Source organism: Paenibacillus sp. NPDC056722 (assembly GCF_042790635.1).
Lineage (GTDB): Bacteria > Bacillota > Bacilli > Paenibacillales > Paenibacillaceae > Paenibacillus_AQ > Paenibacillus_AQ agri.
Window position 1 is genome coordinate 908,167 of the sequence record NZ_JBHTYV010000001.1, and the last position, 21,944, is coordinate 930,110.

The 21,944-nt window shown below is 50.0% G+C and carries 19 protein-coding genes; 4 read left to right on the forward strand and 15 right to left on the reverse strand.

Annotated elements, in window-relative coordinates; translation table 11 throughout:
• Window positions 1-70: 70 nt before the first annotated feature.
• From leuD to ACFRAM_RS04285, 10 genes are all read right to left on the reverse strand, one after another.
• Window positions 71-673 (reverse strand): 3-isopropylmalate dehydratase small subunit, encoded by a 603-nt coding sequence (gene leuD, locus ACFRAM_RS04240; RefSeq protein ID WP_379464663.1) that lies wholly within the window; start codon window positions 671-673, stop codon window positions 71-73.
• Window positions 674-702: 29 nt separating this feature from the next.
• Complete coding sequence (gene leuC / locus ACFRAM_RS04245; RefSeq protein ID WP_379464664.1) at window positions 703-2,127, reverse strand: 3-isopropylmalate dehydratase large subunit; 1,425 nt, start codon at window positions 2,125-2,127, stop codon at window positions 703-705.
• A 214-nt stretch (window positions 2,128-2,341) separates the two neighbouring features.
• Window positions 2,342-3,097 carry a glycerophosphodiester phosphodiesterase gene (locus ACFRAM_RS04250; RefSeq protein ID WP_379464665.1) on the reverse strand — a complete coding sequence of 252 codons (756 nt, stop codon included), beginning with the start codon at window positions 3,095-3,097 and terminating at the stop codon, window positions 2,342-2,344.
• 18 nt (window positions 3,098-3,115) lie between these two features.
• Window positions 3,116-4,108, reverse strand: coding sequence for a CehA/McbA family metallohydrolase (locus ACFRAM_RS04255; RefSeq protein ID WP_379464666.1), 993 nt, complete (start codon window positions 4,106-4,108; stop codon window positions 3,116-3,118).
• Window positions 4,105-4,578 (reverse strand): hypothetical protein, encoded by a 474-nt coding sequence (locus ACFRAM_RS04260; RefSeq protein WP_379464667.1) that lies wholly within the window; start codon window positions 4,576-4,578, stop codon window positions 4,105-4,107. Before ACFRAM_RS04260 ends, ACFRAM_RS04255 begins: the two co-directional genes overlap by 4 nt.
• Window positions 4,575-5,420, reverse strand: coding sequence for an ABC transporter permease (locus tag ACFRAM_RS04265; RefSeq protein WP_175373630.1), 846 nt, complete (start codon window positions 5,418-5,420; stop codon window positions 4,575-4,577). The genes ACFRAM_RS04260 and ACFRAM_RS04265 overlap by 4 nt, the downstream gene beginning before the upstream one ends.
• Window positions 5,417-6,586 carry an extracellular solute-binding protein gene (locus tag ACFRAM_RS04270; RefSeq protein WP_175373631.1) on the reverse strand — a complete coding sequence of 390 codons (1,170 nt, stop codon included), beginning with the start codon at window positions 6,584-6,586 and terminating at the stop codon, window positions 5,417-5,419. The genes ACFRAM_RS04265 and ACFRAM_RS04270 overlap by 4 nt, the downstream gene beginning before the upstream one ends.
• Window positions 6,587-6,618: 32 nt before the next feature.
• Complete coding sequence (locus ACFRAM_RS04275; RefSeq protein WP_379464668.1) at window positions 6,619-7,650, reverse strand: ABC transporter ATP-binding protein; 1,032 nt, start codon at window positions 7,648-7,650, stop codon at window positions 6,619-6,621.
• A gap of 26 nt (window positions 7,651-7,676) precedes the next feature.
• The gene (locus tag ACFRAM_RS04280) at window positions 7,677-8,501 is read right to left on the reverse strand and encodes an ABC transporter permease (protein WP_066363069.1); all 825 of its coding nucleotides are present in this window, start codon (window positions 8,499-8,501) and stop codon (window positions 7,677-7,679) included.
• 24 nt (window positions 8,502-8,525) lie between these two features.
• Window positions 8,526-9,542, reverse strand: a complete 1,017-nt coding sequence (locus ACFRAM_RS04285) for a LacI family DNA-binding transcriptional regulator (RefSeq protein WP_379464669.1) — start codon at window positions 9,540-9,542, stop codon at window positions 8,526-8,528.
• 356 nt (window positions 9,543-9,898) lie between these two features.
• Between ACFRAM_RS04285 and ACFRAM_RS04290 the strand changes: the two genes are divergently transcribed.
• Complete coding sequence (locus ACFRAM_RS04290; RefSeq protein WP_379464670.1) at window positions 9,899-10,816, forward strand: LysR family transcriptional regulator; 918 nt, start codon at window positions 9,899-9,901, stop codon at window positions 10,814-10,816.
• Between the two features lie 203 nt (window positions 10,817-11,019).
• Here ACFRAM_RS04290 and ACFRAM_RS04295 read toward each other — a convergent pair whose 3' ends face one another.
• On the reverse strand, window positions 11,020-11,217 hold the full coding sequence (locus ACFRAM_RS04295; RefSeq protein ID WP_379464671.1) for a hypothetical protein: 198 nt from the start codon (window positions 11,215-11,217) through the stop codon (window positions 11,020-11,022).
• Window positions 11,218-11,668: 451 nt separating this feature from the next.
• Between ACFRAM_RS04295 and proB the strand changes: the two genes are divergently transcribed.
• The 3 genes from proB to proC are packed head-to-tail and all read left to right on the forward strand — an operon-like array spanning window position 11,669 to window position 14,959.
• Window positions 11,669-12,772 carry a glutamate 5-kinase gene (proB, locus tag ACFRAM_RS04300; protein WP_066365419.1) on the forward strand — a complete coding sequence of 368 codons (1,104 nt, stop codon included), beginning with the start codon at window positions 11,669-11,671 and terminating at the stop codon, window positions 12,770-12,772.
• Between the two features lie 42 nt (window positions 12,773-12,814).
• Window positions 12,815-14,062: a glutamate-5-semialdehyde dehydrogenase gene (locus ACFRAM_RS04305; RefSeq protein ID WP_379464672.1), complete on the forward strand. Its 1,248-nt coding sequence runs from the start codon at window positions 12,815-12,817 to the stop codon at window positions 14,060-14,062.
• Between the two features lie 27 nt (window positions 14,063-14,089).
• On the forward strand, window positions 14,090-14,959 hold the full coding sequence (proC, locus tag ACFRAM_RS04310) for a pyrroline-5-carboxylate reductase (protein WP_379464673.1): 870 nt from the start codon (window positions 14,090-14,092) through the stop codon (window positions 14,957-14,959).
• Window positions 14,960-15,266: 307 nt separating this feature from the next.
• Here proC and ACFRAM_RS04315 read toward each other — a convergent pair whose 3' ends face one another.
• The 4 genes from ACFRAM_RS04315 to ACFRAM_RS04330 form a co-directional block, all read right to left on the reverse strand.
• The gene (locus ACFRAM_RS04315; RefSeq protein ID WP_379464674.1) at window positions 15,267-17,066 is read right to left on the reverse strand and encodes a sensor histidine kinase; all 1,800 of its coding nucleotides are present in this window, start codon (window positions 17,064-17,066) and stop codon (window positions 15,267-15,269) included.
• Window positions 17,059-18,699, reverse strand: a complete 1,641-nt coding sequence (locus tag ACFRAM_RS04320) for a response regulator (protein WP_379464675.1) — start codon at window positions 18,697-18,699, stop codon at window positions 17,059-17,061. The genes ACFRAM_RS04315 and ACFRAM_RS04320 overlap by 8 nt, the downstream gene beginning before the upstream one ends.
• Window positions 18,700-18,726: 27 nt before the next feature.
• Window positions 18,727-20,265, reverse strand: coding sequence for an extracellular solute-binding protein (locus tag ACFRAM_RS04325; protein WP_379464676.1), 1,539 nt, complete (start codon window positions 20,263-20,265; stop codon window positions 18,727-18,729).
• A 264-nt stretch (window positions 20,266-20,529) separates the two neighbouring features.
• The gene (locus ACFRAM_RS04330; protein ID WP_379464677.1) at window positions 20,530-21,891 is read right to left on the reverse strand and encodes an ABC transporter substrate-binding protein; all 1,362 of its coding nucleotides are present in this window, start codon (window positions 21,889-21,891) and stop codon (window positions 20,530-20,532) included.
• Window positions 21,892-21,944: the final 53 nt, after the last annotated feature.

Consider the following 21,944-nt stretch of genomic DNA (forward strand, 5'->3'; position numbering starts at 1 on the left):
AGAAGTTTCTGTTAAAATGGTGAAGTTTTAATATAAACTAACATAACTCATAGAGTCGTCAGGAAAAGCATTAACCGAACAACTTAGCAGCATGACGCTCTTCGTAGGCAGAGATTTCATCCGCATGCTGAAGAGTAAGACCGATATCGTCCAGACCTTGCAGCAGGAACTGGCGACGGTGCTCATCCAGGTCAAAAGCAATGTTCAAGCCATGATCATCACTCAGAACCTTATTCTCCAAATCTACGTGCAATTCATAACCATCATACTGAGCCGTCCGCTGGAACAGATCTTCTACTTGCTCTTCTGACAACTTGATTGGCAGAATACCGTTCTTGAAGCAGTTATTATAGAAAATATCTGCATAAGACGGAGCAATTACCGTCTTGAAGCCATAGTCCATAATCGCCCACGGCGCATGCTCCCGGGAGGAGCCGCAACCAAAGTTGGCGCGAGAGATCAGGACAGACGCACCTTTATAGCGCGGCTTATTCATCTCGAATGTCGGGTTGTCATTTCCTTCTTCGTCAAAACGCCATTCGTAGAACAGAAATTGTCCGAATCCGGTCCGTTCAATCCGTTTCAAAAACTGCTTTGGAATGATAGCATCTGTATCAACATTGACCCGGTCAACCGGTGCAACGATTCCTGTTAATTTTTTAAAAGCTTCCATGTTAGTTCCCTCCCGCTTAGATCTGATTCTTATGAATTGACGGCTTCCGTCTTATAGTTCCAGTCACGAATGTCGGTAAAACGACCCTTGATTGCCGCAGCGGCAGCCATTGCAGGAGATACAAGATGCGTACGTCCTCCACGGCCCTGACGGCCTTCAAAGTTACGGTTAGAGGTCGATGCGCAGCGTTGTCCTGGTTGCAGAACATCCGGGTTCATCGCAAGGCACATACTGCAGCCTGCTTCACGCCATTCAAAGCCAGCTTCTGTAAATACTTTATCCAGACCTTCTTTTTCCGCCTGCATTTTAACACGTCCGGAACCAGGAACGACAATAGCCGTTACTTGATCAGATACTTTGTGGCCTTTGGCAACCTGTGCAGCAGCGCGCAGGTCTTCAATCCGGCCGTTGGTGCAGGAACCAATAAAGACATAGTCGATACCAATTTCGGAGATTGGCGTGCCAGGAGTCAGATCCATATATTCAAGTGCTTTTTCAGCAGCTTTGCGTTCATTTTCAGTTGTGAAATCAGCCGGATTCGGCACAGTTGCTGTAATGTCAGTACCCATACCTGGGCTTGTGCCCCAGGTTACTTGCGGAATCAGGGTCTCTACATCAAAATCAACAATAGTGTCATACTCTGCACCTTCGTCGCTTACGAGCCCTTTCCAGGTCTCAACTGCAGCGTCATAAGCAGCACCTTGCGGTACATACTGGCGATCACGCAGGTAATCGAATGTAGTCTGGTCAGGAGCGATCAGACCGGCTCTCGCGCCACCTTCAATCGACATGTTGCAGACAGTCATGCGCTCTTCCATCGACAGCTCACGGATCGCTTCGCCTGTGTACTCGATAACATAACCAGTAGCAAAGTCAGTACCATATTTAGCGATAACGCCGAGGATCATGTCTTTCGCGGTTACGCCAGGATTGCGCTTGCCTGTGAAGCGAACTTCCATCGTCTTGGCTTTAGCTTGCTGCAAGCACTGGGTTGCCATTACGTGCTCTACTTCACTGGTGCCGATACCGAACGCCAGTGCGCCGAATGCGCCGTGTGTAGAAGTATGGCTGTCGCCGCAGACAATCGTTTTACCAGGATGAGTCAGGCCGATCTCTGGCCCCATAACGTGTACTACACCTTGGTCGATATCATTAAGGTCGAACAGTCTCACGCCGAAATCACGACAGTTCTGGGAAAGCGTGTCGATCTGCTGTTTGGAGATCGGGTCTTTGATGTTAAAACGATCCTTGGTAGGTACGTTGTGGTCCATTGTCGCGAATGTAAGCTCAGGACGACGAACCTTACGGCCAGCCAGGCGCAGGCCTTCGAAGGCTTGTGGAGAAGTCACTTCGTGAACCAAATGAAGGTCAATATACAGAATGCTAGGTTTGCCTTCTTCCTGATGAATAACGTGATTGTCCCAAATTTTCTCAAACATTGTCTTCTTGCTCATGAATTTCACCTCATCATTTAATCGTTCATTGGAAGAGAGTGTGGAGTCTCTCTTGAATGAACTAAATATAACATCGCGCCGTTTATTATTCCAAGATATAAAAACTATAGGGTTCATAGGCATGAACTATAAGCGAGTGAAACCTCTATTTGGATCGTCACTTACAACGCACAAAAGGCCCAGCCTGCTTTATATAAGGCTGAACCTTGTCTCATTATTGCTGCATACTTTTCTTTAGCTGTACCAGATCTACCACAGCCCGTGTGGTTAGGGAATCCACACCAAGAGACGCATAATGCTCCATTAGCGAGACGTCATTGACGGTCCAGACGTAGACCTTAAGGCCGTTCGCTTTGGCTTGCTCGATTAATTCCGGTTTAACGAACTCATGGTAGATATTGATCCCGAAACAGGCTGCAGCCAATGCATCGCTTAATGTCTGTTCCAGGGCTTCATCATAGGATCGGTTCAGAAAATGCTCGCTATCAGCGTTCAGCAGCTTCTTCAGCTCTGGATAACGCAGCTGTGCCAGTAAGGCCCGCTCCGCCCCACAGCCAGACAAGAATATTTGCCCCAGCATATCATGCTTATGCACCAAAGCTGCCGCTGCATCAATGGCTTCATCAACTTTTAGATCCAGATTCGCCGTTCGGCCTGAACCTTTAATCAGCAGCAGCAGATCTTCCAGCGTCGAGAAGGTCATCTTTCCCGTCTTGCCGGCATAGTCCACTATCACTTCTATACTCTGAAGCTCTTTGAAGCTTAATGCTGAGATCTGAATGGTACGGCCATCAACACTCTGCCAGATATCATCATGAGCCAGAATCGCGATTCCGTCCCGGGTGACCCGGATATCATCCTCTATGATATCTGCTCCCATCCTGATTCCCTCTTCCACAGAGACTAAAGTGTTGTCTAGAGTATCCATACATCCCGTGTGAGCTGTAATCCATGGAAAATGTCCAGTCATTTTCTAGGCTCCTTTGCTTTAATCGAAATAAACTGCATTGGTAAAGGCAATGATCGTACGCACACCCTTCACCATCCCCCAAAGCTCCGCACGAATCCACAGCAAAACTTCATCTGGGATCTCAGCTTCAAGCCGCGGAGCATCTGGCGTAATGATTTCCTCAGCCAGTATTCCCTTGTTGCTGTTCAGCTTCAGTGTATAACGCTGGTCTTCCAACTTCCAGTGACCCTTGCGCACCTGAAAATCTGCCGACACAGCGGCAACAGATGTGCTTCCAGACACTCTGCCTCCCGGCACAGCACTACCGATACCGTAAGTAGTCCCGCGCGAAGTCACTTCAAGCTTAAGCAACGGCCCCAGCGTAACAGAGGCACGGCCGGCTGATAAAGCCCTTACTGCCTTATCGGTGACAGGCGCATCCTCTTCTTCAAGCTGAAGGTAGGTTACAGACAACGGATCGTCCGTTGGATCTTGGTGATGCCAATCGCGTCCGGACGTCGCGGCAATCCGGTAGCCTTCATTCAGCTTCTCCGTCCATAGCCGGAAGGCGCGGATGTTATTATTTTTCACAGGTGCAAACGTTGTTGACCATACCTCAATATAATCAATATCGTTCCAGTCACTGATTTCAAACTCCCAATAACAGCCTGTACACATCGGACTGCCGGCGCGGAACGGATGCGCCATTCCGGCAAGGCCGCCCCGTTCATGAACACGTGCGAGTCCGGCATGGATATCACCCGGGCCGACCGGGCGCCAGTCGAGGAATTCATCCAGTCCAATCGTCACCATATGACCGAAGAATGTAGTCCATTCCATCCCCGATATGATCGAAAGCCCTGTCTCACGTTCAATGTCTTCTTTACCCGCAAGCCCTGTCATCGTGTTATGATCCGTCAATGCGATGCAGTCGAAGCCAAGATTCTTAGCCCCTGCTGCAAGCTCAGCCAGCGATTGCCGGCCGTCGCTGTGGAATGTATGTGTGTGCAGCTCGCAGGCTAACCATTTCATTGCGCATCCTCCTCTTCCACCCAGACTTTTAGTGTATAGTCGCAGACATCGGTCACAATCGCATGCAGGCTTAAAGTGACCTCCCACATGCCCGGTATAATCTCACCCTGTATTAGTCCCGGTGTGGCTTCATGCCGCGATAGAACATGCAGTTGCTCACGGTCATGCCGGTGAGCGGCCCCGCGATGTCCGTCAGGGGCATCGACAGAGACGGTGATTAGATTTTGCAGCGGCAGATAGGACTGCCAGCGTGCTTTTGCCTGCTCCAAATATTCAGCCTCAAAATAGGCTTCGATTCCCTGCTCGATCAGCAGCTTAGCCTTCTCCTGATCTTCTAAATACTTGGGCCCGTAATTGAAATGAACGCCGAGCCGGTCTGCTCCATTTGGAACAAAGAAACGGTACGCAATATGCGATTTGGAGCCTGCGGGAGTTACTTTCCCTTGCGCGTCTACGAGAACAGTCTTCATGATGAACGCATTCCTTCTTCTTTAATCATGGAGCGAATATAGAAATAACCGACAAACGAACACATCAGGAAGGTGAAGAATGCAGTTGCTGCAGCAAGCTGACGATCCTGGAATACCCCGAAGATCTGCTCCATCGAGACCCCGAGCATCTGCGGTGCATTAGGTCCGATCAGGAACGGTGCCGTAAACGAGCCGATCACACCCATGAATACGAAGGTGGAGGCAACCAGCAGTGTTTTGAACGTCAATGGAAGGATCAGTTTGAAAAAAATACGGAGCTTCCCTGCACCCACATCCTTGGCACTTTCAATTACGGAATTCGGTACGGCGGATAAGGCTGAACCTAGAAGCATTGTGGTGAACGGAATGTTGAACCATAGATTGGCGATAATAATCCCTTTCATATCGAAAATAATCCGCGGAAAGCTTTCAGACCCAAAGTGATAAAGGATCCGCGCCGCCCAGCCACGATTGCCAAGCAATTGGATCAGACCATAGGTAGCAATGACCGAAGGAATAAAGATCGGTATCATATACATCCGCCGAATCCAGTTGACCGCCATGCCCTGATTAAAGCGCATGTACACAGCCAGAACATAGCTAATGACCAGGACCAGAAGTGTGGAAGCAATCGTCACCTCTAGCGTAAAAATAATATTCGAGCGCATCAGTTTATCAGTGAACAGATACTTATAATTGGACAAGTCGTAACCGCCACTGTGATTCGTGAGACTTTCCTTCAAAGATCCCAGAATCGGCAGCACAACAATCAGCACCAGAATGAGAAAGGAAGGGAGGACCAGGGAAATCCCCAGCAGCCCCCTTCTTGCTTGTTTACTCATTGAGCAGCAACTTCACTTTGCCATTTTTTGTTGATTTCTTTGCCCAGGTCGCCAAGGTTAAAGGTACGGTAGCCTTCCGAAGCACCTTTGAAGGAATCCTGAATCTCCTGCGGCATGTTGCTCAGCTTGATGCCCGGGAAGCCGTGCATTTTGTTGACAATTTCAGTCTGTGCTTCAGGCGAAACGACGAAGTCGAGGAATTTGTATACTGCGTCTTTCTTCTCCGACAGCTTCGGTACCATCAGGTAAGTCGGTCCGCCGTTGAAGCCCGGTGTAATCTGTTGCATTTTCGTTGTTGCCGGAAGCTGACCCTTGGAGATTTGGTCAAGCACCATATCGGACCAGGCCGGAATCATATCCACTTCTCCGCTAGCCAAGAGATCAAGTGTACCTTGGTTTTTCTTCGGATAGATGCCTTTACCGTATACGTATTTGCCCAGATCCTTCAAGAGGTCGATCCCTTGACCCCACTGGCTCATGATGCTTGGATCAGAGTTATGGATGGCCTCTTCAGGCAAGAATTTATAGAGGGCTGTAGTTACGAAGGAGCTGCCTGCGCCGCCGGTGGATGGATCATTGTAAGCGAATTTTTCCGGATTTTTACGAATCCAGTCATACAGCTCGTCCAGCGTCTTCGGCGCGTCTTTCACTTTGTCGCTGTTATACGCCAGCAGTACCGCGGAAGCACGATAAGGAATAGCCAGGTTAGAGACGTCTTTCAGGGTATTCTCATCCACATTTTTCAGGTTAGGAATGCTGCTCTCGCTGAGCGTATCCCAGATGTCATCGTTCTTGCCTTTGTTGACGGAATCAATGCCGTCCTCATAAAGGTCAATGTCGCCTGAGCCTTTATTCGCCTGCTTGGCAGCCAGAATGCGGTCATAGGTAGGCTGAGCGCCTGTGCCTGAAGCAACATAAACCGGCTTGACCTTAACATCCGGGTTCTTCGCTTCGAACATCGGAATCAGTGTTTTCCAGAGATCGTCAACGTTCTGGGAGCCTGTGTAATAAAAAGAGAATTCCGTCGTCTTGGCAGCAGGCTCAGCCGTAGCGCCATTACCGGCAGCAGCCGAATCATTGCTATTCTTGTCTCCACATCCTGCGAGTAAAGATCCGACCAGAACCAAACTTGTCAAAAGGGTGAATGCTGTTTTCTTGTTAGACATGAACTATTTTCCTCCTTGAGTGTTTGCTCATTTTACTGTTCCGGATATGCTAGAATCTTGGCAAAGCCTACCGACACCTGTTGACCATGATGAAGCGTTCTGACCTCGTCGCGAGCCAGGAATGCACGTACCGTGCCATGATCCTGAACATCAACCGACACCTCGGCATAATGACCAAGCACCATAATCTGCTTAATCGTCCCCTGTAGTCTACTCTCTGCGCCGCCACCGAACTGAATATCTTCCGGCCGGACAGCCACCGTAACTTTACCTGAAAGCTTGTTAGGGTTCGGGAAACTCAGTTCCCCTACCTTAATTCCGCCTTCAGCAACCACCCCCTTCAAGAAGTTCATTTTCCCGATAAACTGGGCCACATATAGTGATTTGGGCTCATCGTATATTTCCTGCGGAGTGGCAATCTGCTCGATATGTCCATGATTCATCACCACAATCCGGTCAGAAATCGATAAGGCCTCCTCCTGGTCATGCGTGACAAAGACCATGGTCAGACCGAGGTCAGCTTGAATCTCGCGCAGTTCCTCCCGCATTTCATGCCGCAGCTTGGCATCCAGTGCCGAGAACGGCTCATCCAGCAGCAACACCGCAGGCTTCAGCAGAAGTGAGCGGGCCACGGCGATCCGCTGCTGCTGACCACCGGACAACTGCCCAGGATATTTCTTTCCTGCCCCCGGCAGACGAACCAGCTCCAGCACCTGTTCAATCGCCTGATCACGCTCTGCCTTTTTCACCTTGCGGATTTTCAGACCGAACGCCAGATTATCGTACACCGTCATATGCGGCCACAGATTGTAGCCCTGAAAGACCATGGAGGTCGGACGTTTTTCCGGCGGTGCTTTTAATACACTTTTACCTTCAATCAGAATGTCTCCGGCATCTGGGTCAAGGAAGCCGCCGATACTGCGAAGCAATGTTGTCTTGCCGCAGCCGGACGGTCCCAAGAGGGTGACCATCTCTCCTTTGCCGACATCCAGTGAAATATCGCTTACTCCATCGCCTGTTTTATAACGTTTTGTCAGTTTCTGAATGGATAATTGAATCGCCATAATGTCCTCCTGTTCAGCACGTCAGTTTATTTGATCTGGAAGCCGCTCGACAGAACATCCGCGCTGACAAAACGCTGGGCCGCCAGCAGTAAAATAATCGTCGGAGCTGTCAGAATAATTGAGAAGACCGCACCGGCATAAGCCGGGTAATCGCTAATAATGCCATACATCACAACAGGCATCGTTCTGAAATTGGGTACGCCGACGAGGAAAGTCCCCTGCGCTTCATCTAGAGAGTTCAGAAAAGTAAAGATTGAAGCGACAATAATACCTGGCATCGCCATCGGCAGCGTAATGCTGCGGAACACCCGGAACGGGCTTGCCCCTACGTCGCGGGCCGATTCTTCCTGCGCCGTGTGAACATTACGGAACGCTGAGGTCGGAATCCAGGTCATGTACATCAGGACGTTGATGATATGAATCAGAATGACGCCGAGCAGGGTGTTCATCAGACCAAGCTTATAGAACAGCACTGCGATGGAGACGTAAAGCCCCATTTTAGGAAAGGCGTGCGTCAGCAGGAACGAGAACAAGAAGAACTTGCTGAGCGGAAAACGAATTCGGGCAAAGGCATACGCTGCCGGAACACAAAGCACGATCGATACAGCAGTAACGATGGTTGCGATCAGGAAGGAAAGGGCGATAGACTGCGAGACTCCCTCCTGCTGGAAGACAAACTTCCACCATTTCAGCGACCATTCCCTAGGAAGCATGTCCGGGTAATTCCAGTTCCCTGTAAATGCGAGAATAGCCAGGTTCAACAGAGGTCCCATGAAAAAGATCACGAAGATGATTAGAGCGACAAATTCGATAATTTTCTTTGGACCCAGTGATTTTAAATACCACTTCATTACATGTCCTGCTCCTTCCAATCATTAAGTGTCCTGGTGTGATGTAGAATGCCTGATCACCAGTTCAGGCTTAAGCTCCAGTATTGTCTCTTTGACAGAATTCTCGCGAATCAGCTTGTCCAGCATGACACAGGCAATATGGCCCATTTGCTGGGTATCGACTCGAATGGTCGTTAAGGGCGGGTTCGTGATAGAAGAAATATCTATATCATCGAAGCCCATTACCGCCACTTGCTCCGGGACGCTAAGGCCTTGCTCGTGCAAAAATTTCATTGCCCCCAGCCCGATCATGTCATTGGTACCGAATACTGCAGTATAAGCCTCTTGTCTAAAATGCTCCCAATGTTCGCTCATCGCTCTGTAGCCTGCTTCGAACGTTGAGGCTGCGGGATAGGCGATAGCGTCTTCCGAGATATCCAGGTGATGCTCCTGCATATAGTCCCGAAATCCCTCCAGCCGCAAATGATGGCTTCGATGGTCCTGCGGACCGGCCAGCATGAAGATCTTGCGGTGTCCAAGGCCGGTTAAATGCCGGGCAGCCTCACGTCCCCCTTCCTGATCCCGGTTCACGATATGAACCACACCATCCACATTCGTGGAGCCGTTAACCATTACATAAGGAACGCCGAATTTACTAATATGATCGATCACATTCTGCTCCAGGCGGCTGATCAAGATCAGCCCGTCTACCCGCTTCTCCATCATGAAATCGGCGGATCTTAGCGACATTTCATGGTCCGTCGTTACAAATACGGAGTAATTCATCCTTGCAGCTGTAGCCAGAATGGCGTCGATGATTTTACCGTAAAAGGGATGGGACACGATGGGGTAATCCCTGCGGTAGATCAGAATCCCGATATTATGCGTACGCTGCAAGACCATCGCTCTAGCGATCGCATTCGGCTTGTACTGCAGCTCCTGAATCACCTTCAGAACCTTGTCTTTGGCCTCCTGGCTTGTATAACCATGTCCCGAGATCACTCTGGATACAGTAGACTTGGATACACCCGATAGAAGAGCGATCTCTTTGATATTGCTCATAGCTTACCTCCGCTTATAGGTGTGAGATCGTTCCCACATCTATAAGATACCGTCCGAATATAAGTTTGGTATTAACCGAATCGAACGGATACGTAAAGAAAAAACGCCGGGTAATCACATTTCTCGCCGAAAATTTTCATTAATTTCTATATCATTCAATTAAAAGCGTTCTAATATAAACGGAACGTTAAAATGATTTTCAGGACGTAAAAACAAAAAGAACACAGCGAAATAGCCGAAGCAGTGAGGTGATCGGCAAGATCCACCGTGGCTGACAGCAGGATTCCTATATTAAAGGTTATGGTCATAGGTTATACTTATAAGAGAAGTGATTTAACACCGGGGAGTTTTGGAATATGGAATTCAGACAATTACAATATGCACTACAAATCGCTGCCGAAAGAAATTTCTCGCGGGCAGCAGAGAAGCTGCATATCGCTCAGCCTTCGCTCAGCCAGCAGCTCTCCAAGCTGGAAAAGGAGCTGGGTGTCCTGCTCTTCCAGCGGAATACCAGCTCCGTTGAGCTGACCCATGCCGGGGCAAAATTTGTAGAGCAAGCCCAAATCATTATCGATGCTGTCGAACTGCTCCGTCAGGAAATGTCCGATATCTCGGAGCTGCGTTCCGGCCGTGTCGTGGTTGGCAGCATGCCGATTACAGGCGCACATTTGCTTCCGCATGTGCTGCCGATCTTCAAGCAAAGCTATCCGGAGATTGAGATTGCACTGCTCGAAGACTCCTCCATGAACCTGGAGAAGCTAACCGCTGGGGGACAAACCGACCTTAGTCTGCTGTCTCTTCCTTTAGAGGTTCCTGCACTGGCCTATGAAGTGCTGGGAGAGGAACGGATTGATCTGGCGGTTCCCGCCGATCACCCTCTTGCAGTCCGCAGCAAGGATGGAATCCGCACTTCGCTGGAGGAGTTGAAGAATGAGCCTTTTATTGTACTGAAGGAAGGCCAGGGCTTCCGCAAGCTGACCATTGAGCTGTGCCGGGAGGCGGGGTTCGAGCCGAAGATTGTTTTTGAGAGCAACAATATGGAGACCGTGCAGTCACTGGTGGCTACAGGCATGGGGGTTACGCTTGTGCCTCATTTCATCGCCCGAGCACCACGCAGTGAATTTGTGCCTGTCTACCTGCCGCTGGCTGAGCCTGTACCAAGCCGGACGCTGGTCTTCGCATACCGCCGCGGCCGTTATCTCTCCAAGGCAGCGGAAGCTTTTATGAAGACGTTTCGCACAACTGTGGCCGCTCTGACAGATGAGGATGTCTAGTAGCGACAGCCTTGCCGAAAGGCGGCTGACGTCCTCTGTGAAGATGGCCCCCTCATTTACTATGGACATCTTTCCACATACGAAAAGCCGCCAGGCATCCTAAAAGGATGTCCGACGGCTTCTTAGGTCTCCATATTTTTCGCCATAAAAGGTATTTCTGTGGTTTGCATTCCCTGATCTTCTGTCAGAAGAACATATGCAGCCTATTTACGCATATTACGCTGAGTAATCAAGCGGTTCTGATCATCCGATAGACGGGTTGTACCTTCGTGAACTGACTCTTCTGGTTTAGGACTTCCTGTCTTTTCTTCAATGAACTCACGAAGTGCGTTGTTCTGAAACTCCGCGGATTCATTTAATTGTTGGATCTGTTCCTGTTGGACCTTGTTGTCTTTACTCAAGTTACAGCCACCTCCTGGTAACAGATTATAAGTATTTTACCCGTTCTCTCCGAGGATAAACATCTTTTTCAGGACACTTTAGTCTCCTAAAATAAAAAGGTCGTCCACCCTTTGCAAACCGCCCTTTGCCATGTTATTCTATAGGACAAATACTGAAACGTGCTGACGGGACCAGTAAGAACGAGTCCACCCGCGCCCAGAGAGTAAATTCCGGAAGGCTGAGAGAATTTACCGCGGTTTTGTTCTGAAGCCTACCCCTGAGCGGCCTGCGTGCAGCAGGACGGACCCTCCCGTTATGAGAATGAAGTCGGATGAACCCTCATCAATGAAGGTGGTACCGCGGAAGTGAATTCAAGCTTTCGTCCTTTGCTAAGTCTAAGGATGGGGGCTTTTTTTGCATTTACCCAGAATTCAGAAGATTCTTATCAATCTTGAGGATGTGAAGCAAAAAGTGACGACAAGAATAGTGGTCAAAATCGGCAGCAGCTCGCTGACCGGACCGGAGGGCGGCCTGAACCATGCCGCCATCGCCTTCTTCGCAGCCGAGATTGCCGGGCTGCGCGAGAGGGGTGCGGAGGTGCTGCTGGTCACCTCCGGAGCGGTAGCCGCCGGGTTCCGCAGCATCGGCTACCCTGTGCGACCGCGGCTGCTGCATGAGAAGCAAGCCGCTGCCGCAGTAGGCCAGGCGCTGCTGATGCAGGCCTACCAAGAGGCTTTCACCAAGCATGGGATCATCGCAGCGCAAATCCTGCTCACCCGGACTGACTTTTGCAGCCGCCGGGCCATGAACAATGCCGTAATGACCGTGGAAGAGCTGCTCCGGCAAGGGGCTGTACCCGTATTCAATGAGAACGACACGGTCTCTGTCGATGAATTGAAATTCGGCGACAATGACACGCTGTCGGCACTGGTCGCCAATCTGCTCAAGGCTTCCCACCTGCTGGTACTTACGGATATGGACGGCCTGTACAGTGGTGATCCGCGTAAAACACCGGATGCTGTGAAATATCATCATGTAGATGAGATCACGCCCGAGATTTACGCGATCGCAGGTGGAGCTGGCTCCAGTGTCGGTACCGGGGGCATGCGTTCCAAGATCGATGCCGCCAAGATTGCGACGCGTGGCGGTGTCCCAGTCTTCATCGGCAGGGCAGCCGAGCCCGGAGATCTCCGGCTTGCGGCTGACGGAACCGGCAAAGGCACTTACTTCGCCACTACCCTCTCTTCTCTGCCGGTTAAGAAGCAATGGCTGGGCTTCATGTCCACCCCACTCGGCACCTTGCATATTGATGCAGGAGCGGTTGAAGCTCTACTTAACGGCGGGCACAGCCTGCTCCCGATCGGGGTCAAGCAAACTGACGGCAGCTTTCATGCTGGTGATGTTGTAGAGGTGCTGGGGCCAGACGCTCAGCTGCTGGGGCGCGGCATTGTCAACTATGACGACAGCCAGCTCCGCAGCATCCAAGGATTGCCCAGCCGCGAAATCGTGCCGAAGCTCGGAGAGGTTCACCGGTTGGAGGTTATCCACCGCGACGAATGGATTACACTGAGATAAGAAGGTCTTTTTCATACTATTTATAATCAGGGGGGAAATATTATGAGTGAAGTTGTAAACAAAACAACCTTGGCCAAGGAAACCGTAGGGTCCTTAGTTAAATTGACCACCGAGCAGAAAAATGAAGCCTTGCTGGTGATGGCTGCAGCGCTTCAGCATGAAGCTGCTGCGATTATCGTCGCCAACGCTGAAGATCTGGAGCGCGGACGTCAGAATGGTACCCCGGAATCAATGCTGGATCGGCTGGCACTGGATGAGCATCGGATTGCGGGGATCGCTGAAGGACTGCGGCAAATTGCCGTACTTCCTGACCCAGTAGGTGACACCTTGGAGACCTTTGAACGGCCAAACGGCCTGTCCGTTGAGAAAATCCGCGTGCCACTTGGCGTTATCGGCATCATCTATGAAGCCCGTCCCAACGTCACAGTGGACGCGGCAGGACTTTGCCTGAAGACTGGCAACGCAGTTGTGCTGCGCGGCGGCTCTTCCGCCCTTTCCTCCAACCGAAAGATTGTAGAGGTGTTACACAAGGCCTTGGCCACAACAGCCCTCCCGCCAAATGCCCTGCAACTGATCGAAGACCCTAGCCGTGCTTCTGTTGATGAAATGCTGAAGCTGAACGGTCTGCTGGATGTCATCATTCCGCGCGGCGGCAGCTCTTTAATCCAGAACGTGGTAATGAATGCTACCGTACCTGTCATTGAGACTGGTGCCGGAATCTGTCATACGTATCTGGATGCGGATGCTAATCCGGAAATGGCGCTTAATATCAGCCTTAACGCCAAAGCTCAGCGTCCTTCTGTCTGCAATTCCATGGAAACCTTGATTGTAAATCGGGATTACGCACAGGCCCATCTGCCAGCGCTGGCTGAAGCCTTCCGCGAGGTTAATGTAGAACTGCGAGGTTGTCCAGAGACCGTGGCTCTTGTACCTTGGGCGCTTCCGGCGACGGAGCAAGACTATGCGACAGAATATAACGATTATATTCTGAACATCAAAATCGTCGGGGATTTGGATGAAGCAATGGGGCATATTGAACGATACGGAACCAAACATTCGGAGTGTATCGTGTCCGAAACTACCGACCATGTAGCCCGCTTCCTGCAAGAAGTCGATGCGGCTGCCGTATACCATAATGCTTCCACCCGCTTCACTGACGGCTTCGAATTCGGATTCGGAGCTGAGATCGGCATCAGCACTCAGAAGCTGCACGCCCGTGGTCCTATGGGACTCCCAGCGCTTACATCCACAAAATATAAAGTATACGGCAACGGTCAGATCCGGGGCTAAATCATTTTTAAAAGGGGCGTTAACCTTATGTGTCAACAGCAATCCATTCCATTGCTTAATCATGAGATCGTGTTCTACGGTGCGGGCTCCATGGCTGAAGCCATTGTCCGCGGATTGATTAACCGCAATGTGGTATCTTCGCAAAATATCATTATGCTGAACCGCAGCAGTAACGAACGTCTGGCTGAGCTTCGGGCCCGCTATGGCGTTCAAGGATCGAATGACCCTGAGCAAAAAAACGGGTATCTCCGTAGCGCTCCCGTGATTGTGCTAGCCATGAAACCGAAGGACACCGCAGAAGCCTTGCGCCATTTGGGACCGCTGCTCTCTCCAGGCCAGCTTGTCATCTCGGTGATTGCCGGAATGTCCATCCGCACGATGCAAGGGCTGCTAGGCACTCCGCAGCCTGTTGTACGCTCGATGCCCAACACTTCCAGCTCCATCGGGCTTGGCGCAACCGGCCTGGCCTTCTCCAAAGAAGTGGATGAAGACAGCCGACGTCTGGCACTTAACATCTTCGATGCCGTGGGCATCACAACCGTCATCGATGAGGAGCGCATGGAGACGCTGACCGGCATTTCCGGCAGCGGTCCTGCCTACATCTACTACATGATGGAGGCCATGATCGCCGCCGGTATCCGTGGCGGGCTATCCTCTGAGCAAAGTGCGGAGCTGACGGTCCAGACCGTACTTGGCGCAGCCCGGATGGTGCAGCAGACCGGTGAGGAACCGGCGGCCCTGCGCAAGAAGGTTACCTCGCCGAACGGTTCCACCCAGGCGGCGCTTGAAGAACTAGAGCGCGGTGATTTCTTCGAGACCGTCATCGCTGCGGTGAACCGCTGTGCTGAACGCTCTCGCGAAATGGGAACGGCGCTGGAGAAAGAACTGCAGCAATAGAATTCCCCTGAGACCCACATCTACAAAAATAAGCAGCTATAATCCAGAAATATAAAGCGGACGTTTCTCCCATAATAGGAGAAGCGCCCGCTTTACTGTTTTTATAACGTAAAAAAGGTATCCTTTGCGAAGACAACGAAGCGGGATTAACGAGGCTCCACTCAAAAGATAGCGGGGAGCATCACATGTTTGAAATCATCCAGACTGTAGTTGGTGACGGCATAGGCCGACTCCAGATCCTTGACTTTACAGTGATCCGCGGCTTCGTATACCAAAGTTTCAGGTCATCAGCAAATCAGCATGGCGGCTATTCCTTCATATCATCAGTCTTGTCAGTGAATTCGCCGTCCAGAATCGGATGCCTGATCGTAATTCGGGTTCCTTTATCTTCCCTGCTCTCAATCTGTAGCCGATAGTGACTTCCAAAGGTGATTTTGAGACGCTCGTTCACATTACGCAGTCCGACGCCGGAGCTCTTCCCCGCTCGCTGCTCAGAATGATCCTGCTCCAAGTCATCCAGAACAGACTGAGGAATGCCTTTGCCGTTATCCGCAATACTGATCAATAAGTCCTGCCCTTCAATGCGCCCTGACAGTACAACCTTCCCATGCTCGAAGTTGTCGCGTATGCTGTGCTGGATGGCATTCTCCACCAGAGGCTGTAGGAGCAAGCGTATAAATTGCAGATCCAGCAGCTCCTCTTCAAAAAAATACAATACCCGCAGCGGCATGCCGATTCTGGCCTGTTCAATCAGGACGTAAGCCTTGACCTGCTCGATCTCTCGTCCAACGGTCGTAATGTCCTTGCCCTGATTCAGGCTGAGCCGCAGCAAATTGCCGAGCGCAGATACCATTTCACCGATATCGCTCTGGCCATGCTTCTCCGCCTTCCAGCGGATGGAGTCCAGCGTATTATAGAGAAAATGAGGGTTGATCTGGTGGCTAAGCACCTGGAACTCCAGCTCCTTCTTCACGCGTTCCGACCGGGCGGAGTGCTGGATCAGTTCTTCAATCGTGCGCACAATGCTGTGGAACCCGCGAAACAGCCAGCCGATTTCATCTTTACGCTCCTGATGAGGAATATCCATATTGAATTCCCCTTCCTCCAGACGCCGCATTAACCGTACAAGCCGCAGGACCGGCTGACTGAAGTTCCGGGTAATATACACCAGCACCCAGACGGAGCAGATCAAATACGCAACCAGGAAAAAGAGCAGCAGCCGGTTCAGCTTCGTTACGGGCTCTGTCAACTCCCGCATTGGTGTCAGACTGATAATGGTCCAAGGCAAGGTATCCATCCCCACATAGGCTGCTAATTGCTCACGATCATAGATGGTATAGGTATCAACACCCTCACTGTACAGTTTGCGCTGCTCCAGCAGCCTTGGAGAAGGAAACTGCTCGCCAGTCCACTCATTGCTGGCAGAATCATAAATCACTTGTCCGTCTTCATTGATAATCAGAAATTTCTGTCCGTTCAATCGCTTCGTTGGAATAAAGAAACGATTAAAGTAATGATCTGCAAGGTCGACTGCCACAATGCCGCGCGGTGTTCGATTGTGCAAACTAGTAAATGTTTTTATGTATAGAAGCAGCGGGCTGCGCCCTGGACCTTTGTTCATCGATAACTGCCAAAAGGGCACCGTACTGCTTGAAGCGCGATGAAACCAGTTCTCCGTGCGGATCGTGGAGTCCTCCCCCAGCGCTTTCATATATGTGGGATACAGTTCAGGATGAAGCGGAAGAACACGCAGCCGCAGCGCATCAAGATGTTGTCCTTTCTGATGAACGATGCTCAGCAGTTCTATGGAAATCGCCTGTTCCTCTTCTATACTTTGCGGCTGCCGCTCCAGTAGCCTTTGCAAATCCCGATCCCCGATTAAATTATTGATCTGATCGTTCAAGTGATTCAAATAGGTCCTCACATTCATCTCGGCCTGTTCAAGATAACTCATTGAGAATGCCGCATTAGCTTGTTTGATCCCCTCGACAGATTTCGTATGCGCATATCCGGAGAAGAGAATGAACGGAACAATCGTTATCCCGAAAAAGATCAGGATGAGCCGATTCCGAAGGGACGGGGTTAAGCTCCGCATATTCTTAATCATCCACAATGCCTCTCATCCGCCGGTATTCCTTAGGCGTAATCCCGACATGCTTTTTGAACAGCTTCGAGAAATGAACAGGGTCCTTATAGCCTACAAGATAAGAGATTTGATAGATCTTGTACATGCTCTCGCCCAGCATCTCTTTGGCCTTGCAGATACGAACCTGAGTCAGCTCCTCCAGAAAGGTTCGCCCTTTTTCTTTTTTGTACAGATTGCTCAGCCATACTGGAGTAACGTGCACTGCAGACGCGACAATCTGAAGGGATAAATTCTCCGCGTAACGGCTACGAATCATGCGCTCCGCCTCCTGAACGATCTGACTCGAAGCATTGGACATTTTCCGGAAATCACCGGCCAATGCCAACAGGCACTGCTGAACCTGTTCCTGCAAAGATTGCAGCGTATCATACTGCTCCAGCTTATCCCAAAGCGCTATAGGGTCCCTTTCCCATGATCGGTCAGACCAACCTACCGCTGCGGCAGCGCGGTACACTTCCATCAGCCAGGTGAAGATGTGCTGCTGAACATCCCTGAGATCAAGTGAGCCCCAGAATTGAACCATCTCCTCGAAATCGGAGAGCGTCTCCCGGATCTCTTCGTCGCTACCGTACTTCACCAGGTCAATCACAGCTTTAGGCTCCCGGATTGAAGGCTTCTCATAAATCCTTCCCTCCTCTTCCTCACCCTCCTCCATAAACAGCCTGTTGCCTCCTTGCTGGGCCTTCCGCTTCAAATATTCCTCACACCGCGAATACATTTGATGCAGCTGGTGCAGTTCCTGTACCGGAGGGCTGAGGGCAATACTGGCGTGAACCTTGACGAACTGATTGATTCGCTCCAGACACTTTTCTGCCAGTGATAAGCACCTCTCGGCCGCTTCATAGCCGCTATAGCCGATAATCGCTATCCAGCGCTCGTGGCTATCCTTAAACAGCACAGATGTAGCCCCAATCTCCTCACCGAGCGTCTGGTTGACCACATTGCCAATCCCGAACAGGATCAGCTTCTTCTCATCAGCGAAGCCATGACGATTCGTAAAAGCCCGTAGATTATCTGCCTCTACAATCATGAGCTGCAGCTCCATCTCTTTCATCCAGCCCAGCTTCAGCGTCTTCAGGCGGTGGGATATTCGTGTCTCCCGATATGGATCATAGTCATTCTCCACAATCTCGTGGAGCAGCTCCTCACGAAGCTTGGGCAGAGCAAACTGCATCTGGTCGTTGATGTGAGCCCGCTTCTTCTGTTCCATTCGTTCCATCGTAAGGATCTCAATGGACTTACGGACGATTTGATCCAGCTCGGTCATACTGATCGGCTTCAATATGTAGTCCATCGCGCCTAAATGAAGAGCCTGTTTGGCAAAACTGAAGTTGTTGTACCCGCTGATCAGGATCGCCTTCCAATGATAATCTTCTATCGCCTGTAGTTGCCGCAGCAAATCCAACCCCGATACGCCTCTCATCTTGATATCGGTAATAATCAGGTCCGGACGGCATTCCTCAGCAAGGCGCAGCGCTTCATCTCCATCCGCAGCCTGGGTAACAGAGCTTATTCCATATTCATGCCAAGGCACCTGCTGGCACAGCCCTTCACGTATTTCAAATTCATCATCCACAATCAGCACACTGAACATTACGCGGCCTCCCCCAATGATTAGTGCTTAACGATTGAACAATAAATATTGATCCACTTGACGCTGTACCTCTGCGATGATGGTTTCCAGTCCATTGTCCATTTGTCGCTGCCTGTACTTTGCTATCGCGTCGCTTATATTTCCCTCCATGCCATATTCAATGGCCTTTCCGAGATCTTCATAGAGCTCATCTCTTCTTTCAAGTGCTTTGCCAATCTTGTAGTCAGACAACATTAAACCGCCAAATGGTGAATCCACATTTTGCGGAAGCTCGGCGAATGCAGCTTCTTTGTTCCAAAAATCGCCGGGATAGGTCTCCGTTGGCCTTAAAAATTGCGGCTTCCAGAACCCCCATTGTCCGCCCCAATCCATATAATTACTGGTCGAAAAATTCAAATTATCGGGATAACGTACTGTATCTCCTTCTAGCTTATACGTCTTCCCTTCCATTCCATAGATCACAAGATCGAAGAGGGTTCTGTCCGTCTCGAGCAGATCAAGAAAGCGCAATGCCAAATCCGGGTGCTCTGAATTGCGGTTAATCGCAATGACATTAGAGGTCGGGCGACGATTGACCTGACGTTTCTCAGGATACAGAAGTGATACTTGCTGCCGATAAGCAGAATCGATGAAACCAGGATCTGCAGCATACGCCCATTCATGGGATGTAATCGTAAACAGCAGCTTCCCGCTCCGCCATTGATTCGCACTATCCTCAAGTCCCAGTATGGAATCGGGGTTAAGAATACCCGCTTGATTCCAACGCTTACTCATCAGCGCGGCCTCCAAATAAAACGGCTGCTGTTCGATAGCCCGCACCTTCATCTCAGGATCTCCTATATAACATCCGAGCCCATGAAATTCGAGGTCAAGCCATTCTTCTCTAATAAAATAAAAAGGCAGAGCTGTCACAAGGGACAGCTTCCTGTCCGGATAAGCTTCCTTAAGTTGATGTAGAAGAGTGTCAACTTCTTCTACCGTTTGGATGGAATTCATAGGCGGGGCAATGCCTGCAAGTTCTGCCAGATCAGCACGCCACACGGCATACGGGCGTTGATTCATCTTGATCGCCCAGGGCAAACCGAGTATTTCACCGTCAAGTGTTGTAGACAGAAGCGTTCCATCGCTTTTATACCGTTCATTCAAATGAGGAGCATATTCCGGAAGCAAGGTATTCAGCGGCAAGTATGAGCCACGGGCAGCCATCTGCCGGAAAGAAGTATCCGAATCAAAATTCAAGTCCCAGCGATCGCCTGCCGCAGCCATAACCAGCAGCTTACTGGAATAGTCGGTCCAAGGAATGAAGTTCACCGAGAATTTCACATTCAGCCCCTTTGACTTGACGTATTGACTGACCTCCCTCCACACTTCATCAGTAGCCGCCTTCTTCTCCCCACCGAAATACATCTTCAGTGTCACTTCAGGTTTCGCATCCTGCATCCATTCTTCAGAATCTACCCGCTCCGAGCTCGAAGTCTTACTGAAGAAATAACCTGCCGGTATTACGATCATCGTCACACATACCAAAGCAAGTATTCTCACTTTCCAAGGATGAATGGACGGCATCCTGCTTCCCTTCCTTTCTTGTTGAGCTTCTGAATCATCCCTATAGTGGTAACGCTTTCAAAATTTTCTTTAAACTACAAGTACATTTATTAACTTATCTTATGTTGATCCTTTCTGATATAAGATAATTCAAAACTATCTAGTGCGTTTATAAACTGTTGGCAATAAGAAACGTCCCTTACCGACTTGCGCCGGACTAGGGACGTCACCTTTTCCATCAACTTTTATACGTTCTCCATGGTTTTATACCTGTGCTGCTTCAAATTACTTCAGGCTATCACGCAGCTCCAAGGTCTTCTTGTTCCACGTTTCCGTCTCTGGAATAATATCGTTAATATCACGGTCACCAAAAATAATATCATTCAAAATATTGTTCCAGTTGTAATCACTCCAGCCTGGAACCGTCAGGCCTGGCTGAATTTTCGCGTTTTCACGCGCTAGCTTAACAGCCTCGATATTCTTGCCTTTCCAAATTTCAGCCTGGTCATAATAAGCCGTCAGTTCATCATCAACAACCGATGCGTTTGCCCCTTGATCGATCTTCCACTTCTGGGCTTCCTTAGAGAATTGGAACTCCAGCCACAGGAAGGCTTCTTCCTTATGCTTCGATCCGGCCAAGAGCGACAATGGTCCGTAAATCGTATACCCTGGCTGACTTACCTTGCCTTTCGGGAACGGAAGGACATCCCATTCGAAGGTTGCCTTCTCCTTCAGGTTCGGGAGTACCCAGTCCCCGCCAATGGCAAATCCTGTTTTCCCGTTGATAAATTCTTTGGTTACACTACCGTCGGCCTCGGAAACCGCATTAGACTGCATGGAACCATCTTTCGTAACCAGTTCCTGGAACCATTTCACTTCATTCATAATGTCAGGGGTACTCAGCAAGCTTTGTGTCAAATCTTCATTCAAATACTGCAGATTGGCTGCATATCCATCGGCGATTGCCTTGGTCGATAACATCCGCATTTGAATCTCTGCTTGCGTAGTGATTCCGTATTCTCCAGCATTACTGTCCGTCACTTTCTTGGCAATACTGCGGAAATCATCATAGGTCCAGTCATTGGCCGGCATATTAACCCCGTGTTTGGCCAGCAGATCCTTGTTCACTAGTACCCACATCGGAACGTCAACCATTGGAATCGCCAGCTTCTTACCGTTAAAGATCATCGTGTCAAAGAATCCATCAGGGAATTTCGTTGTTTTGAACGCTTCACTCTTCTCAATGTAAGGGGTAAGATCTTCAATGAGACCATTCTGCTCGAAGGAAATCAGGTCGGAGTCGATCTCCGTAATGTCAGCCGGTGTGCCCGCCGCTTCCATCGATGCGATAATCTCCATGATCGGCTGAGAGTTGACCGGAATTTGTTCAATTGTAATCCACGGATATTTTTCCTCGAACATTTTGTAGAGATCATTGTAGCTATCTTTCCAGGAAATGATCTGCAACGTAACCGGATCATGCTTTTCTTCCACCTTAGGTGTGTTGTTGACAGCGCTTTCCGTCGGGCTCGTGTCAGGTGTATTAGTCGCAGTTTTGGTATTGTTACTGCCGCTGCACCCGGATAATACGAGTGACAGCGTAAACACAGCGGCCAATAATGATGAGGTTACAGTTCTCTTTTTCAAAGTCTATTCCTCCCCTAAATTGAATGATTATGCTTGCCAACCTGGACGGGTGT

What these genes read in the sequence shown, in the direction of transcription:
- ACFRAM_RS04265 (WP_175373630.1), bottom strand. Translation starts at nt 5,420, where the DNA reads ATGAGTAAACAAGCAAGAAGGGGGCTGCTGGGGATTTCCCTGGTCCTC.
- ACFRAM_RS04280 (WP_066363069.1), bottom strand. Translation starts at nt 8,501, where the DNA reads ATGAAGTGGTATTTAAAATCACTGGGTCCAAAGAAAATTATCGAATTT.
- ACFRAM_RS04285 (WP_379464669.1), bottom strand. Translation starts at nt 9,542, where the DNA reads ATGAGCAATATCAAAGAGATCGCTCTTCTATCGGGTGTATCCAAGTCT.
- ACFRAM_RS04260 (WP_379464667.1), bottom strand. Translation starts at nt 4,578, where the DNA reads ATGAAGACTGTTCTCGTAGACGCGCAAGGGAAAGTAACTCCCGCAGGC.
- ACFRAM_RS04255 (WP_379464666.1), bottom strand. Translation starts at nt 4,108, where the DNA reads ATGAAATGGTTAGCCTGCGAGCTGCACACACATACATTCCACAGCGAC.
- ACFRAM_RS04320 (WP_379464675.1), bottom strand. Translation starts at nt 18,699, where the DNA reads ATGTTCAGTGTGCTGATTGTGGATGATGAATTTGAAATACGTGAAGGG.
- ACFRAM_RS04270 (WP_175373631.1), bottom strand. Translation starts at nt 6,586, where the DNA reads ATGTCTAACAAGAAAACAGCATTCACCCTTTTGACAAGTTTGGTTCTG.
- ACFRAM_RS04250 (WP_379464665.1), bottom strand. Translation starts at nt 3,097, where the DNA reads ATGACTGGACATTTTCCATGGATTACAGCTCACACGGGATGTATGGAT.
- ACFRAM_RS04275 (WP_379464668.1), bottom strand. Translation starts at nt 7,650, where the DNA reads ATGGCGATTCAATTATCCATTCAGAAACTGACAAAACGTTATAAAACA.
- ACFRAM_RS04290 (WP_379464670.1), top strand. Translation starts at nt 9,899, where the DNA reads ATGGAATTCAGACAATTACAATATGCACTACAAATCGCTGCCGAAAGA.
- ACFRAM_RS04315 (WP_379464674.1), bottom strand. Translation starts at nt 17,066, where the DNA reads ATGATTAAGAATATGCGGAGCTTAACCCCGTCCCTTCGGAATCGGCTC.
- leuC (WP_379464664.1), bottom strand. Translation starts at nt 2,127, where the DNA reads ATGAGCAAGAAGACAATGTTTGAGAAAATTTGGGACAATCACGTTATT.
- proC (WP_379464673.1), top strand. Translation starts at nt 14,090, where the DNA reads ATGTGTCAACAGCAATCCATTCCATTGCTTAATCATGAGATCGTGTTC.
- leuD (WP_379464663.1), bottom strand. Translation starts at nt 673, where the DNA reads ATGGAAGCTTTTAAAAAATTAACAGGAATCGTTGCACCGGTTGACCGG.
- ACFRAM_RS04325 (WP_379464676.1), bottom strand. Translation starts at nt 20,265, where the DNA reads ATGCCGTCCATTCATCCTTGGAAAGTGAGAATACTTGCTTTGGTATGT.
- ACFRAM_RS04305 (WP_379464672.1), top strand. Translation starts at nt 12,815, where the DNA reads ATGAGTGAAGTTGTAAACAAAACAACCTTGGCCAAGGAAACCGTAGGG.